Annotated in this window: 11 protein-coding genes; all 11 read right to left on the reverse strand. The window is 42.2% G+C overall.

Features of this window, described 5'->3' with window-relative positions:
- Window positions 1-69: 69 nt before the first annotated feature.
- A complete protein-coding gene (locus BA70_RS02255) occupies window positions 70-2178 on the reverse strand; it encodes a glycoside hydrolase family 48 protein (RefSeq protein WP_034317657.1) in 2109 nt (702 codons plus the stop codon).
- 33 nt (window positions 2179-2211) lie between these two features.
- Window positions 2212-4062: a glycoside hydrolase family 9 protein gene (locus BA70_RS02260; RefSeq protein ID WP_034317659.1), complete on the reverse strand. Its 1851-nt coding sequence runs from the start codon at window positions 4060-4062 to the stop codon at window positions 2212-2214.
- A gap of 413 nt (window positions 4063-4475) precedes the next feature.
- Window positions 4476-8789, reverse strand: coding sequence for a PolC-type DNA polymerase III (locus BA70_RS02265; protein ID WP_034317661.1), 4314 nt, complete (start codon window positions 8787-8789; stop codon window positions 4476-4478).
- A 73-nt stretch (window positions 8790-8862) separates the two neighbouring features.
- Entirely contained in the window at window positions 8863-10560 is a 1698-nt protein-coding gene (locus BA70_RS02270) for a proline--tRNA ligase (RefSeq protein WP_034317664.1), read from the reverse strand.
- Between the two features lie 80 nt (window positions 10561-10640).
- Window positions 10641-11906, reverse strand: a complete 1266-nt coding sequence (rseP, locus tag BA70_RS02275) for an RIP metalloprotease RseP (protein ID WP_105927476.1) — start codon at window positions 11904-11906, stop codon at window positions 10641-10643.
- A 6-nt stretch (window positions 11907-11912) separates the two neighbouring features.
- A complete protein-coding gene (gene dxr, locus BA70_RS02280) occupies window positions 11913-13064 on the reverse strand; it encodes a 1-deoxy-D-xylulose-5-phosphate reductoisomerase (RefSeq protein WP_034317670.1) in 1152 nt (383 codons plus the stop codon).
- 39 nt (window positions 13065-13103) lie between these two features.
- Window positions 13104-13898, reverse strand: a complete 795-nt coding sequence (locus BA70_RS02285) for a phosphatidate cytidylyltransferase (RefSeq protein ID WP_034317673.1) — start codon at window positions 13896-13898, stop codon at window positions 13104-13106.
- A 12-nt stretch (window positions 13899-13910) separates the two neighbouring features.
- Complete coding sequence (locus BA70_RS02290) at window positions 13911-14693, reverse strand: isoprenyl transferase (RefSeq protein WP_034317676.1); 783 nt, start codon at window positions 14691-14693, stop codon at window positions 13911-13913.
- Window positions 14694-14822: 129 nt separating this feature from the next.
- Window positions 14823-15380, reverse strand: coding sequence for a ribosome recycling factor (frr, locus tag BA70_RS02295; RefSeq protein WP_034317679.1), 558 nt, complete (start codon window positions 15378-15380; stop codon window positions 14823-14825).
- A gap of 1 nt (window position 15381) precedes the next feature.
- Window positions 15382-16104, reverse strand: a complete 723-nt coding sequence (gene pyrH, locus BA70_RS02300; protein WP_003210919.1) for a UMP kinase — start codon at window positions 16102-16104, stop codon at window positions 15382-15384.
- A gap of 134 nt (window positions 16105-16238) precedes the next feature.
- A complete protein-coding gene (tsf, locus tag BA70_RS02305; RefSeq protein WP_034317682.1) occupies window positions 16239-17120 on the reverse strand; it encodes a translation elongation factor Ts in 882 nt (293 codons plus the stop codon).
- Between the last annotated feature and the right edge of the window lie 46 nt (window positions 17121-17166).

A 17166-nucleotide genomic window follows, 5' to 3' on the forward strand; every position in this document is an offset into this window, starting at 1 on the left:
AATCACCTTTACTTTCACTTGAGTTTTCTTATCAGACTGCCGGCTAAAGAAGCCGGCAGCTTCATTCGCTTACTCGTTAATCAGACGATGATATTCTGCATAGGCAGTGGCCATATCAACTTGCGACCAGAAGCGGTGGTATGTGAAAACCGGCGCTCCATTATCCCATGTACCTGTTGATTCATTAAACGATGCTTGATATTTACTCTCAAGTGCAGACCATGCTGGATCTTGTTTTATTTTCGGACGAAGATCTGCAAAACTCGTATAGACTCCGCTTCCTCCCCGCTGTGGATCAGACGGGGTGGTGTTAGCACCAGGGATTTGATTCCCTTGACCAAATGTTCCGGTCCACCCATTTGGGAAATATACTTCTTTTTTAAAGAAGCGATGGTAGTCTTCTCTTTCTTCCTCTGTGACGATTCCAATGCCATCATTGTAATTCCACGCAACATCAAGAAGCTGTGCGGCTGTATCTTTTGCTCTTATGCCAAGGGCTGTATAGTTACCTGTCTCTTTCTTTGTGGCAGCAGCAAAGAATGTTAAGGCTTTGACCAGACTACCTAGTACGCCAGTATCTTGAGTTGGATCTTTTGTTACAGCCGTTAAGTTTGGATTTCCAGTTGCGGACTGGAAACCGTTCCAAGTGTCAGGCTGGCCGCTCCATGCTATATTTCCAGGAATCCAAAACTCGCCTGGTGCATTCGTTGTAGCAACAGAAACATTCGTCCCTCCTAGAATCCGTTGTCCCTGACCATTTAAAAAATAACCCTCTTGATCTGTCACCGGACGTTTGTCAATAAAAATGTAATCTAATGTATAATTGATCCATTTTGTCATAACAGATTTGGCCATTTGGAAATTTTCGGATGTTTCGTCCCCGTCTTTTGCAAAGATATAATAAAGCTCCGCTACGCGCTCGATCGGCCATGCCTGCATCCCAAACCAGTTATTAGACGGCGGATCATGGTAAACAGGCGCATCTTCATATGCCATATCGTAAAATGTGCTTCTTCCTGCAGGATAAGCACTATAGTCGCCATTCCAGCTGTTGGTTGCGCCTCCTGCAATCGCTCCCTCTTTTGATTGAAGCCATACGTAAAATTCAAGCTGTCTCTTTAACGTTTTTTCCCAATCGCTTGCACCAGTAGCTGACGATGGCTTTAAGCCTCCTTTATCTGAGGATAAAGCATAAGCAGCGACGGGGTTTTGATACCCCTGGTGACAATGACTGGCACCGATACGCCATGACCAGTTCGCATAATCTCCAAGTCCTCCGCCCCATGAGGTATACCATGCCATTAAGTAGTGACAGGCACTCTTTCCATTACCAGGAGACGGGTTGCCCTGCTTCGCACTTCCAATCGTTTGAAAGTATTTATCATACATGCCATAACGAAGAAAATCGCCCATTTTTTTCGCTTTATCGAGATAAGTTGTTTGATTGTAGCCAAGCTCCTTCGCCCAATACATCGCCTGTACAGCACGCGCATCAGCGTCTGTCGCATTTGTATAGCGCCACTGGGCTGCTGGCGCTTGATTTTCTTTTGTAAATAAGCTCATAAAGCCTTCATTCGGCCTCCCCAACGATTTATCATCTTGTGATGGATGAGGGATGGCCTCCCATACTGATTCCTGTGGACCTCGCTGAAATGTGTTTACATAAGCGGCTGTATGTGATGGATTGAGTAAATTTCCATAGCTATACCAGTTGTCTACATCAAGGAGCCAGTGCATTAAATACGTTTCATTCGTCCCATACGTTGATTTCAGTTCGTTATCAAGCGGATCTTGACCAGCAGGACGAGCGCCGCTCAGCTGGCTAGGATATTGATCTGGATATGGTTTTTCTGAAGCGTATGTGGCTGGACTTGACGGATTGTAAGAGTTCATATGTGGCTGTTCGTCATTTCCGTCTTCATTTACTGGGATGATGAATTTCTCCATATTGTCCCAAGCAGCTTCTAACTTGCTCCAATCTCCTGTGTAATAGCCATATAAAACTTCAAGCCATAGCCAGTAGCTATATGCCTCTGAAGTCGTCATATGCCCATAATCAGGTGCCTCACAAATGAGCGTCTCGATTGAGTGATACGGAATACCCTCTTTTGAAAAATATCCATTGGCATCGTTTTTCAATTGATGATAAAGCGTTAAAAACCGTTCTTTGTTTGTCATGTCCCTCACCCTTTAAATTGATATAGTTGATTTTTATTTGTCTGGAAGCGTGCCAAATACTAAAGCGCCATGATCAAAGACAGGAATCCTCTCTGTTTTTTGCATACTGGATGTTAACCCTTGAAAGGAATAATCATTTGAGGCATCCCATATATTCGCTTGATTTGTCGCGGATAATCGAAACTGTATTTCCTTCTTATGCTCAGACTCCCCGCCAGGAAAAATAGATACGCCAGTAAAATCGATTTCTGTAAAATATACATGGGATGATGCGTCATATACCGTTAACGGAGATAGGGAAGCGCCTTCATTGTAGGCTGACGTCACCTGAATATCTTTTTCAGTGAATCCCTTTGCAAATACCTCGCTAAGATTGACGTAATATCTAAAAGAAAGTGTTTGACTACTTCTCGCCGGCCAGCCTGATCGGTTGTATAAAATCGCTTTTACCTGAGTAGATGTTGTATCGTTATTCATTACAGCAGCCTCTACAAAAAATTCATCCTCCACCTTTTCTTTAGGCGGAAAATTCGGTAGCTTTGACTGTCCTTTACCAAACAGTTGCACCATTTTGGCTATATTTCCAGTAAAGGCTGCATTATAGTCAGTCGCCACCTCGTTTGATACATAGTCAGAGATGTCATCGACATATTGATCCTGTGCATTTGGCCCCCCAACAAGCGCTCCATAAAGTGTGTGCCGATGATATGAAGGGTTTGTCAGCTGGTTGGACCATGAGCCATGTGCAGTTCGATGATGTGGATGCATAGGCGAATTGTGACCAAAACCAACGACATAGCTCCTATTTTGAGGATTGTCACCTAGCATATAATGCGTTTGCTTGATCGCAAACGATTGGTATCGATTCTTTTTTTCTTGATCAGAAATCCAATCAGCGTACACAAAGGCAAGAAATGCTGCATTTGCTGTGTAGCGAAGCGACCCCCATTGATCAAGCCACGCAAGACCGCCAGGCGTATATGTGATTCTTTCTACTCGCCCATTTTGAACAAGGCCCGTAGACCAGTAATCGAGATTACGTTCAGTCGATTCAATAAACCTTTGCTCCTTCGTGATTCTTGCGAGTAAGATTTGTGAAGCAAAGAAAGTGTTATCCCACGACATGGTAAACTTATAGTCCCAATCCTTCGGCCATTCGTCTACCGCCTTTAGCGCTTGATCTAAATAGGACTGTTCATTTGTCGCCAAGTACAGCCATATCCCTCCCCAAATGAGCTCGTCAATGTAGCCGCTCCATGAGTTGTAAAAGGGCTGAGCATTGGTGACACAATCTGTATACTCGCCTCGATATTGATCAGCAAATGCATAAAGCTGTTTTGCATGTGTGAGAAGCTTTGCTGCATATGACGCATCAGTCTCTTTAAAAATGATAGAACCTACTGCTAAAGCTGCCGCAGTTTGTGCGGCTACTTCTGTCCCTGGACAATGTTCATCAATTTTAAAAGCTGGCCGGCTCATTGGCATCACTTCTGCTGGTCCCCACCAGCCATGATCAGCGTTCCCATCACCTACTTGCGCCCAAAATTCGTTCGGACCTGTATGTGCTTTCAAAAAATAATCGGTCGCCCACTTGATTTGATCTAACATATCATCAAGTAAGTCTGCCTCTTCATAAGCTTCTCGGTATTCATAAACTGTCCATGCCAGCACGGCTGCAGAGTAAGCCATCGGAAGTCCAAATTTCACGTGATCGCCTGCGTCATACCAGCCGCCTGTTAAGTCATGGCCAACATCCTTCCCATCCTCTAGTCCAGAATCACCGCGCCAGTTGAGACGGTTGCTATTAGGAAGCCTTCCAGACCTCTGCGCTTCGTAGAACAAAATTGATTTTTGAAGAACCTCTACATAGTTATAAGATGACATTTCCCTATTGCTCACCCCTTCTTTTTAGTGCTACTGAAACAACCACCTCCTTTTTATTTGGTGCGTGATCTGTACAGTTTTGAAAAGAATCAAACATGTTTCAAAAATAAGCATAGTAAACAGCAATCAGCTTTACGCTCATCGAAGGTTTTCCCTTGATTCTCCTTGTGACTGTACCCAGAATGATCATATGTCGGATGAGAACATTTCAGACGGCGAAATTCTCTTTTTTGCTCTATTTGGGTAGAAAGAATGACACACAATCGCTTCTCTTAAAACATCACGTTAAATCAAGGTATATGAAGGATTAAGAAAATAATTCCAATTGATAAAAATGTTTATTAGTTAACATAATAAAATTATCGTATATAATAAAAAGAACGCCCCTTTAAGGGCGCTCTTCATTTATCACATTAAAACAAAGAAAGCTGGTTTTGATCAGGCAGTGCTTCTAAGCAGCCCTGACGATCCAAATATTCAAGAATGGTCTTAGAGACTTTCCCGCGTTTTTGTAGATCTTCTTTTGAAAGGAATTCACCATCTTGACGTGCGCGTACAATATTTAGCGCAACGTTCGTTCCAAGTCCAGGGATTGAATTGAATGGCGGAATTAATCCGTCTCCATCAATGATAAACTCTGTTGCACTTGAGCGGTAGAGGTCAACTTTTTTGAAATGATAGCCTCTTTCGCACATTTCAAGTGCAAGCTCTAGTACAGTTAATAGGTTCTTTTCTTTCGGTGATGCATCTAGACCTTTTGAGTTAATATCGTCCATGACAGCTCGAATCGCATTCGATCCTTTTGTCATAGTTTCGATATCAAAGTCATCCGCACGAACGGTAAAGTAAGCCGCGTAGTACAGAAGTGCATGATGCACCTTGAAGTAAGCTATCCGAACAGCCATTAATACATAGGCAGCCGCGTGGGCTTTAGGGAACATGTATTTGATCTTTTTACAAGAAGCAATATACCAATTCGGTACATGATTATTCTTCATTTCTTCTTCCCATTCAGGAGGAAGTCCCTTCCCTTTACGAACAGATTCCATGATTTTAAAGGCAAGTGATGGGTCTAACCCTTGATAGATGAGATAGACCATAATATCGTCACGGCAGCCAATCACTTCGCTTAGTTCACACGTTTTATTATGTATGAGCTCTTGCGCGTTTCCGAGCCATACATCTGTACCGTGTGATAGACCAGAGATCTGAACGAGCTCTGAGAAGGTTGTTGGTTTCGTATCCTCAAGCATTTGCCGAACAAATCTTGTCCCAAACTCTGGGATTCCGAGTGTTCCTGTTTTACAGCCAATTTGCTCTTCTGTTACACCAAGAGGCTCCGTCCCTTGGAAGATTTTCATGACTTCAGGGTCGTCTGTCGGAATGGTTTTAGGATCGATTCCGCTTAAGTCCTGAAGCATACGAATGACCGTAGGATCATCGTGCCCAAGTATATCTAACTTCAGCAAGTTATCATGGATCGAATGGAAATCAAAATGCGTCGTTTTCCATTCGGATCCTGTCGCATCAGCTGGATATTGAATAGGTGAGAAATCGTAAATGTCCATATAATCCGGCACAACGATAATACCACCTGGATGCTGGCCCGTTGTCCGTTTTACCCCTGTACATCCTTGCACAAGCCGGTCGATTTCTGCGCCTCTCATATGAAGATTATGATCTCCTGCATAGCCTTTCACGTAACCATATGCCGTTTTTTCTGCAACGGTACCGATTGTGCCTGCGCGGTATACATACTCTTCACCGAACAGCTCTTTTGTATAGTTATGCGCATGCGGCTGATATTCCCCGGAGAAGTTCAAGTCGATATCAGGGACTTTATCTCCTTTAAAACCTAAGAACGTTTCAAACGGAATATCATGTCCGTCTTTTTTATACGGCGCACCACATTCTGGACAGTCTTTATCAGGAAGGTCAAAACCTGAACCAACAGATCCGTCATTAAAGAACTCAGAGTGCTTACAACTTGGGCATACATAATGCGGTGCGAGTGGGTTCACTTCTGTAATTTCTGTTAATGTCGCAACAAGGGATGATCCGACAGATCCCCTTGAACCAACTAGATAACCGTCATCTAGTGATTTCTTTACGAGCTTATGAGAGATTAAATAAATGACGGCGAAGCCATGACCAATAATACTTTTTAATTCCTTCTCAATACGGTCTTCTACGATTTTCGGTAATTCATCTCCGTAGATGCTGCGCGCCATTTGATAGCTCATTTCCCGTATTTCTTCATCTGCACCTTCAATTTTTGGTGTATAAAGATCATCTTTGATTGGTTTAATGCTTTCGACCATCTCAGATACTTTTTTCGTATTCGTCACGACGATCTCTTTTGCTTTCTCGTCTCCTAGGAAAGAGAACGCTTCTAGCATTTCATCTGTCGTTCTAAAATGAACTTTTGGCAGTTCATGACGATTAAGCGGATTCGCACCACCCTGTGATGAAATTAATATTTTTCGATAAATTTTGTCTTCTGGATGCAGGTAGTGCACATTCCCAGTCGCCACCACAGGTTTATTCAGCTTTTCACCAAGCTTCACAATATTTGTGATAATTTCTTTTAATGCACGTTCATCTCGAACAAGCTCTAGCTGTAGTAAATGCTGATACACTTCTGGCGGATGAACCTCTAAATAGTCATAAAATGCTGCAATGTCTTCCACCTCATCAGGTGACTTTTGCATCATTCCTTCAAAAACTTCACCCTTATCGCAAGCCGACCCAACAATCAAACCTTCTCGATATTTCTCAAGCTGTGAGCGCGGTATGCGAGGCACCCTATAGAAATAATGAATATGAGAAAGTGAAACAAGCTTGAATAAATTTTTGAGTCCCGTCTCATTTTGCGCAATCACTGTCGCATGGTAAGGACGTGAGCGCTGGTAAGCATTGGACTGACCCATGTTCTCATTCAGTTGATCATGGTAGGCAATCTCTTTTTCAGCCGCATCTTTTAGCATCTTCAGCATCAGGTAGCCTGTCGCTTCTGCATCATAAATGGCGCGGTGATGCTGCGTAAGTTCAATATCAAACTTTTTACAAAGTGTATTCAACCGGTGATTTTTAAATTCCGGGTAAAGGAATCGGCCGAGTTCAAGTGTATCAATGACAGGATTTGATGCTTTATCTGTTTTTAACAGGCGTTTATACGCTGCATTTAAAAAGCCCATATCAAAGCTCGCATTGTGCGCAACAAGGATATCTTGTCCAATCCACTCTTTGAAATCCCGAACAACATCGACAACATCTGGTGCGTCTCTGACCATGTCATCGGTAATACCGGTTAATTCAATGGTTGTTGCTGATAACGGGTGATGAGGATTTGCAAATGCCTCAAAGCGATCAATAATTTCCCCGCCTTTGATTTTCACTGCTGCAAGCTCAATGATCGTGTCATAAACAGCAGAAAGCCCGGTTGTCTCTACGTCAAATACGACAAACGTCGCATCCTCTAACAAGCGGTGCTCTGGGTTATATGCAATCGGCACCCCATCATCGACTAAGTTGATTTCCACACCGTACATCATTTTGATGCCATGCTTTTTACTGGCTGCATACGCATCTGGAAAGGACTGCACAACGGCGTGATCTGTCAGGGCAATCGCTTCATGTCCCCATTTTTTTGCTTGTTCAACAAGCCTGCCGATGCCAGTGACAGCATCCATTTGACTCATAGGGGAATGCAAATGAAGCTCGATACGCTTTTCACCCTCAGGTGCTGTATCTTCTTTCAGCTGAGGTTTCATTTCATTGACATCATTGGCGATCATGACAAGATCTCTGACAAACGTATCGTTTTGAATGCTTCCTCTTGCTTTCACCCACATCCCTTTTTTCAAGGATTTCATGAGCTGGGCATCTTCTTTTTCTCTCGCAAACATTTTGATCAAAATACTGTTTGTATAGTCCGTGATCTTAAAGATACAAAGCGTTCTGCCGCTTTTCAATTCACGCGTTTCTGCATCAAACACGTAGCCTTGGACGGTGATTCTTCTTTCCTCGTCCATAATACTATCTAGCGTACGAATTTCTTCATTGTCTTTGATTTGATAACCAATCATAAGAGGGCCGGATGGCGCTTCCTCCTGATCCTCACTTTCTTTCTTCTCCATCTCAGTGAGGGCTTGCATGGCTCTTTCTTGGTCTTCAGCGAGCTTTTGTTCTCTGAACTTCTGAATCTCTTGATCTGATACGAAAATTTCTGTATCAAATTGCAGCTCAGGAAAACCAACTTGTTTAAATGCAGCCTGGAGCATTGGGCTATACTTCTTCTTGATCGCCAAAGCCTCTGTTTCGCTTTTCGTTTTGATGATGATTTTATGCCCAGACAGCGCCGGTTTTTGCTGTTGAAGCAAGCTGATGATTGGGGGAGAAATTCCTTGAAGCTCTTCCACACAATGTGACCAATACGATTGCACGAGCTCCTCAGATATGTGCGGATCATTGACTTCAATCGTACAAGTGACTTGTGCAATATGAGAAAATGCATTTGTCAGCCTGCTCAGAAACATTGCATATACCTTGTAAGGCAGAAGTGCCTTAAATTTAAAAAGGAAATGCCACGTTTTCGTCGCCTTATGCACCGTCAATTTGACGATTTCACCTTCTTCAAAGTAACGACTGAGGTCATCATCTGTCATTTGAATCTGATTGAGTAATATATGAAATTGCCGTCGGGTGATCGGTAATTGTTCATCCAAGACAGGACCCTCCTTTTGTAAATCAGAAAGGTACCTCTTTTCTACAGGAGGTACCTTCATTTTTTTGTTCGTTTTATGCTTGGCGTATAAATGAAATCAGTTCATCAACAGATACTTCATGTGATTCACCTGATTTTCTAAACTTCACTTCTACAATACCTTCTTCTGAACGTTTCCCGCAGCTAATGCGAACTGGCAGGCCAATTAAGTCACTGTCTGCAAATTTCACTCCTGCACGCTCCCGGCGGTCGTCAAAAAGTACGTCAAAGCCCTCATCTTCTAAGCGCTCGTATAACGTTTCAGCCAGTTCTTTTTGTGCATCATTTTTCATATTTAATGCAAGGAGATGAAGGTCATATGGTGCAACTGTTTCCGGCCAGATAATGCCTTTATCATCATGATGCTGTTCAACAATAGCTGAAAGGGTTCTAGAGATACCAATGCCATAGCAGCCCATGATCATTGGCTGCGCACGTCCATTTTCATCGAGGTACGTTGCATCCATGGCCTCAGAATAACGTGTGCCCAGCTTAAAGACTTGTCCTACTTCAATTCCTTTTGCAAATTGGATTGTGCCTTCTCCATCTGGAGAAACGTCTCCTTCTTGAATTAAGCGAAGGTCGGTGAATTCTTTCACTGTCACATCACGTGCAGGGTTGACATTGACATAGTGATAATCAGATTCGTTTGCACCTGCAACTGCATTTGCCATTCCTTTTACAGCGAGGTCTGCATAAATATCGACTTCTGCTTCTAGCTTAACAGGTCCAACAAATCCAGGCTCTGTTCCAATGACTTCTAGCACTTCTTCGCGTGAAGCAAGCTCTACAAGCTGTGCTCCTACCAAGTTCTTTACTTTCACATCATTTACTTCGTGATCACCTCTAGTGAGGACAAGAACATACGCCTCGTCTGCTTTAAACAAAACAGACTTGATACATGCCGATGGGTCTACTTCTAAGAATGCAGCCACGTCTTGAATCGTTTTTACTTGGGGCGTGTGTACTTTTTCAAGTTCTTTAAAGTCCGCAGGATTTGCTTCTTTTCCTTGATACACAGCCTCAGCCATTTCAATGTTCGCTGCATAAGAAGAAGTATCAGAATAAGCGATTGTATCTTCTCCTACTTCTGACAGCGCCATGAACTCATGAGTATCTTTTCCTCCCATTGCACCAGAATCTGCAATGACTGGTCTAAAATTAAGACCCACTTTGGAGAACACATTAGAGTAAGCCGTAAACATTTTGTTGTATGTGTCATCAAGACTTTCCGGTGAAGAGTGGAATGAGTAAGCATCCTTCATAATAAATTCACGTCCTCGCAGTAAACCAAAGCGAGGTCTTTGTTCATCGCGGAATTTTGATTGAATTTGATAAAGAGTCAAAGGAAGCTTCTTATACGATTTCACTTCACTGCGTACTAGTGATGTGATCACTTCTTCGTGCGTTGGGCCAAGCGCGAACTCGCGGCCATGACGATCTTTCATACGCATGAGTTCTGGACCGTATGTATACCATCTTCCTGACTCTTGCCACATTTCTGCTTGCTGCAACACTGGCATTAACAGCTCAGCTGCTCCTGCCTTTTCCATTTCCTTGCGAACAATGGTTTGAATATGCTGGATGACTTTATGAGCCAGCGGCAGGTAGTGATAGATTCCACTTGTATTTTGTCTAATGAATCCAGCTCTTACTAATAGCTGATGACTTTTTGCTTCAGCATCTGCTGGCACCTCTCGAAGAGTTGGAATGAAAGTCAGGGATTGTCTCATGTCGTTACACCTCATTTATTAAATAGAACTTCTCACAAAAACTCTTGTTTCCCAAGATGAGAAACAAGAGACATTGGTTTTTATAAAAATAATCGCTGGATGTCATTCCACGTAACCACTAGCATTAACAGCATGAGGAAAGCAACACCGATGAAGACAACAAGTGCTTCTTTCTCACGATTAATTGGTTTACCGCGAATGGCTTCAACAAATAAGAAAAGTAAACGCCCTCCGTCTAATGCAGGAATCGGTAATAAATTGACGATTCCTAAGTTGATGCTGAGGAACGCCGCAAACTGCATTAATGTTAACACACCTTGTTTGGCTACTTCTCCTGTCATGTCATAGATCCCGACAGGACCTGCCAGCATATCTAATGAAAATTGTCCTGTGACAATTTTTTGCAAGTTCGTTAAGATCAGACCTGCCGTTGATATCACAGTCGTTCCTGAAGATGAAATGACTTTTAGAAATCCATTTTCTGTTGGCGGATATGATCCAAAACGGCCAATGTTTTTCCCGTCTGCTTTCACAGCTTCTGGTACAACCTGCACGGTGCTTTCTTTGCCGTCTCGGTCAATGACGACATTCATTTTTTTCTCGGGGTTTTTTTGAACCGTTTGAACCACGTCTGTCCAAGAATTCATTTTATCCCCATTAATCGAAACGATTTCATCCCCCTGCATGAGACCAGCTTGCGCCGCTCGGCCATCTTTCGTGAGCTTACCGAGCACAGGATCATCTACGGTTACACCTTGAATAAAACCTAAAGCGACTAATATCACGTATGCCAGGATAAAGTTCATGATCGGTCCAGCTGCGATAGCTTTAATACGCTGCCATACCGTTTTTGAACCAAATTGACGATTGTATGGTGCGATTTGAATTTCTTCACCATCTGCAATATAGAAGCTTGTTTGACTTACATTGTAACCAGTCAGAATATCTTCATTTCCAGCTTCATATCCTGAGATTCTCATGGCATGATCTAAATCTATCTGCTCGACCTCGATGACAAGTGCATCAGGATATTTCTCTTTATCATTTAAAATGATTTTTTCTACTTCATTTTGCTCGTTGAATAAGAGCCCCACTGTATGACCTGGTTTAATTTCAATGACTTCAGGGTCCTCTCCAGCCATTTTGACAAATCCACCGATAGGTAGAAGTCTAATGGTATAAACGGTTTCTTTTCGTTTAAAGGAGAAAATCTTCGGCCCAAAACCAATTGCGAACTCGCGGCATAAAATACCCGCGCGCTGCGCCATAATTAAATGGCCAAGCTCGTGGAAAAAAACGAGCGTTCCAAAAATAATAATAAACGCAATCACTGTATTCACGAACATACCACCTTATGTGAGGATTGATTGAACAAAGTCTCGTGTATCTTTGTCCACTTCATGGATATCTTGCAAACTAGGTTTTGAAATCACATGATGTCTCATTAGTGCCTTTTCAATCAATTCTTCAATTTGCAGGAACGTCACTTTGCCTTTTAGAAATGCATCCACGGCGATTTCATTTGCTGCATTGAGCACAGCAGGCATTGTCCCTCCTATTTTACCTGATTCATAAGCAAAATGTAAGCAGCGATACCTGTCAAAATCCGCTTTTTGGAAATTCAATTGTCCAATCTCCCAAAGGTTCAATGATTTCGCTTCTTTTAATGGCGCCCTGTCAGGGTAAGTGAGTGCATATTGAATGGGCACTCTCATATCAGGTGTACCTAACTGAGCCATGACGCTTTTGTCGTGAAATTCCACCATCGAATGGATGATGCTCTCTTTATGTAACAGCACATCAATTTGATCATATGGTATATCAAACAACCAATGCGCCTCGATCACCTCGAGCCCTTTATTCATCATGGTCGCTGAATCAATTGTAATTTTTGCTCCCATTGACCAGTTTGGATGATTCAGCGCTTCTTCAACCGTAACACCTTCAAGTTCAGTTCGTTTTTTATCTCGGAAACTACCACCTGAAGCTGTCACGATTAAGCGTTCAATGTTTTTAGCTTGTTCACCTTGCAGGCATTGGAAAATAGCGGAGTGCTCACTATCGACAGGAAGTAAAGGTACATCATATTTTTTGGCGTACTCTTTTACTATATGACCAGCTGTCACAAGTGTTTCCTTATTTGCGAGTGCAATCGTCTTTTTTTGTTCAATGGCCTTTAATGTTGGAACAAGCCCAACACTTCCTACAAGTGCATTGACCACAACGTCCACTGCATCATAGGTCGCTGCCTCGATGTTGGCTTCATCACCTGCAGCCATCTTGACATCGTATTCAAATGAATGACTTTTTAGCGTGCGATAGGTCTCTTCGTCTAAACACCCGACGAATTCAGGCTGAAAATGCTCAATGATGGGAATAGCCTTGTCTACATTTCTGCCAAACGTCATGGCTTTCAGCTTAAATTTGTCTTGGTGCTGCCTGATCACATCTAATGTTTGTTCTCCAATTGATCCTGTTGCGCCTAATAGCGAAATATATTTCAAATTGCCACTCCTTCTCTCGTTCAATAAGTTTCTATGAGGTTAGCTAGCAAACGTGGCCAGCAATAAATATAAAAACGGCAGAACGAATAAAAAGCTGTCAAACCTGTCTAAAATCCCGCCATGGCCAGGGAGTATTGTCCCTGAATCCTTCACATGATAATGACGCTTTAAAGCAGATTCCACAAGGTCGCCAAGTTGTCCAAAAATACTTAACAAAAGGGTAATAAACATAACAAGCAGATATGATGGCAAAAATCCTGTAACCGCCTGAAACACAAGTGACAACACGACCGCTGTGACGATTCCACCGATAAATCCTTCTACTGTTTTGTTTGGGCTGATCTCAGGCCAAAGCTTTCGTTTCCCCATAGATTTCCCAATAAAATAGGCACCTGAGTCAGTGGACCAAATAATCACGGCTGCGAAGAAAATCGCACTCATGCCATATAAGCCTCTAATTTGGATAAAATAATAGAAACTGACGCCAATATATAATGTGGCTAATATAACAAAAGCAACCTCATCGAATGTGAAAGAGTTTTTGCTCAAAACTGTATAAGTTAAAAGTATTAAGATTGCAAATAAAGCAATCTGCATTTTTGATGCGTCTACGTTTGGGAAGAAGCTATTCTCTCCGCCCATTAAAAGCCAAAGCAATATTAAGCTGACAATACCAGGAAAGCTGAAAATCGAAATCTTTTTCATTCTCAGAAGCTCAAAGAGAGCGACACTTCCCATTAAATAAATCAGCAGGGTAAATGGCATCTGTCCATAAATAACAGCAAGTAAAAACACTGCAGCTGCCAACACACCCGTCAAAATTCTTTGTTTCATCTGCACCACCCTCTAAATTCCACCGAACCTCCGGCCGCGGCGCTGGTACTCTCCGATAGCGCCTATAAGATGCTCATCAGAAAAGTCAGGCCAAAGCACATCCGTAAAGACAAACTCGCTGTACGCAATTTGCCAAAGCATAAAGTTGCTTAATCTAATTTCTCCACTCGTGCGAATAAGCAAATCCGGATCTTGAAGAGATTCTGTCATTAAATAAGCTGAAAACATCTCTTCTGTGATGTCTTCTGCTCTAAGCTTACCTTCTTTGACTTTTTCAGAAATTTGTCTGCATGCTGAGACGATTTCTGTTCGCCCTCCATAATTGAGCGCAAAGTTTAAAACGAGTCCGTCGTTATTCGCCGTACTCTTCTCTGCGTTCTCTACCGCTCTTTTTGTATGCTGCGGGAGGCCGTCTGGATCACCTGTTAAACGTACACGAACATTTTCCTCGATGAGTTCAGGCAGATAGATGTTTAAAAATTCTTCAGGAAGCTTCATTAAAAAGTCTACTTCTAGTTTTGGACGTTTCCAATTTTCCGTAGAGAAAGCATACAAAGTCAGCACTTTGACATTCAACTCATTTGCAAGCTTTGTCATGCGCTTGACGACTTTCATTCCTTCATGATGTCCTGCTACCCGTGGAAGAGCGCGTTTTTTCGCCCATCTTCCGTTCCCATCCATGATAATGGCGATATGTTCAGGAATTTCTCCATTTACTATGTCTTCTTTTGTCAGGCTTTCTAAGTTGGAAGCTGCTGTTTGCTGATTCTTCCAATTTTTGAGTATATTGAGCATGAGATTCCTCCATCACCCAAAAAGGTTGCGTTCCCGCTAATAATATAGTCATCAACAGTATTAACAAAAAAACCCCCTGTAAACATGAAGAGGGTCTTTTCACTATTATCTATTGTACATAGTTTTTTCTTAAACTTCCATGATTTCTTTTTCTTTATCTTTCGTCACGTCATCAATTTTAGCGACATATTCATCTGTCAATTTTTGAACATCCTCTGTAGATGATCTTAATTCATCTTCAGTGATCTCCCCATTTTTCTCTAGCTTTTTCAGATCATCGTTTGCATCACGACGAACGTTACGAACAGCTACTTTTGCTTCTTCTGAGTATTTTCTTACAACTTTCACAAGCTCTTTACGTCTTTCTTCTGTTAGCGCAGGGATCGCAATGCGGATCACATTTCCGTCACTTGTTGGCGTGATGCCAAGATCAGACTTTTGGATCGCTTTTTCGATATCACCGATCGCTGTTTTATCGTAAGGTGTGATAATCAGCATACGTGCTTCTGGCACTGTAATTGACGCAATTTGGTTGAGTGGTGTTTGTGCACCGTAATAATCAACTGTCACTTTATCTAGTAGTGAAGCATTTGCTCTACCAGCGCGAACAGTTGCTAGTTCACGTCCGTATGCTTGAACGGCTTTTTCCATTTTTTCTTTTGTTTGGTTCAACACTTCTTTTGACACGTTATTTCCCCCTCACGATCGTTCCGATTGATTCGCCATTTACGGCACGTTTAATATTTCCTTCTTCCATAATGGAGAATACGATTAATGGAATGTCATTGTCCATACATAATGAGGACGCAGTAGAATCCATTACAGCAAGCCCTTCTTTTAGTACATCAAGATATGAAAGCTTATCATATTTTACTGCATCCGCATCTGTACGAGGATCAGCACTGTAGACACCATCTACATTATTTTTCGCCATTAAAATGACATCTGCTTCAATTTCTGCTGCACGAAGTGCTGCAGTTGTATCTGTAGAGAAATAAGGGTTACCAGTACCTGCAGCAAAAATCACGACACGTTTCTTTTCAAGGTGACGGATCGCTTTTCTTCTTATGTATGGCTCTGCAACCTGTCTCATTTCGATAGAGGTTTGCACTCTAGACTGAATGCCAAGCGTTTCTAGGCTGTCCTGTAATGCCAGTGAATTCATCACTGTTGCAAGCATGCCCATGTAGTCTGCTGTTGCCCGGTCCATTCCTAAGTCACTGCCTGTCTTACCGCGCCAAAGGTTTCCTCCGCCTACAACGACTGCAACTTCAACATCAAGTTCTGCAATTTCTTTTACTTGCTTTGCAATTGAATGAATGACAGTTGGGTTAATTCCATTTCCAGCATCACCTGCTAGTGCTTCGCCACTTAGCTTCAGTACAATGCGATTATATTTCGGTTTGCTCATGATAACCTCCAAGTGTAAACTATACCGTCTCTTATTATGCGTAAGAAACTGCCTTTTGTAAATCAATATCCTCTAAAAAATAGGGAACACAGTGCTTGTGCTCCCTAAAAAAGCCCCAGAGAGCTTTTCAAACATTATTTTTTCACTTGGCTCATCACTTCTTCAGCAAAGTTTTCTTGACGCTTTTCAATACCTTCGCCCACTTCATAGCGAACATAAGTTTGAACAGTTGCGTTTTTCGCACCTACAACTTGTTTCACTTTTTCATCTGGGTTTTTAACGAACGCTTGGTCAAGTAAGCAAATTTCTTCGAAGAATTTGTTTAGACGGCCTTCTACCATTTTAGCTACGATGTTTTCAGGCTTTCCTTCTTGAAGCGCTTGTTGCGTTAATACTTCACGCTCACGGTTTGCTTCTTCTTCTGACACCTGGTCACGAGAAATGTATTTAGGATTGACAGCAGCGACGTGCATTGCAATGTCTCTTGCAAGCTCTTCATCAGTTGTTCCGTTAAGAACCGCTAATACACCGATGCGTCCGCCCATGTGCAAGTAAGAACCGAATGCTGCGTTATCTTCTTTCGTGATGACAGAGAAACGACGTAGAGTGATTTTCTCTCCGATTTTCGCAATTGCAGATGTGATATGCTCTTCAACTGTTGAACCGTTTTCCATTTTAGAAGCATGAGCTTCTTCAATTGTTGCAGGTTTAGCAGCAAGTAAATGATCAGCAAGTTCGTTAAGAAGTGCTTGGAATCCTTCGTTTTTCGCAACGAAATCAGTCTCAGAGTTCACTTCTATGATAACGCCTGTGTTGCCGTCAGTTTTGATAAGAGTTAATCCTTCTGCCGCAATACGGTCTGCTTTTTTCGCAGCTTTTGCGATTCCTTTTTCTCTTAGAAGATCAATTGCTTTTTCGATGTCACCATCAGTTTCTGTTAACGCTTTTTTACAATCCATCATACCTGCACCAGTTTTTTGACGCAGTTCTTTTACTAATTGAGCAGTAATTGCCATTTTACATTTCCTCCTTCTATGTTAAAACACGGATTACTAGGTGAAA

Origin of the sequence: Bacillus zhangzhouensis (genome assembly GCF_000715205.1) — a bacterium.
GTDB classification, from domain to species: Bacteria; Bacillota; Bacilli; order Bacillales; family Bacillaceae; genus Bacillus; species Bacillus zhangzhouensis.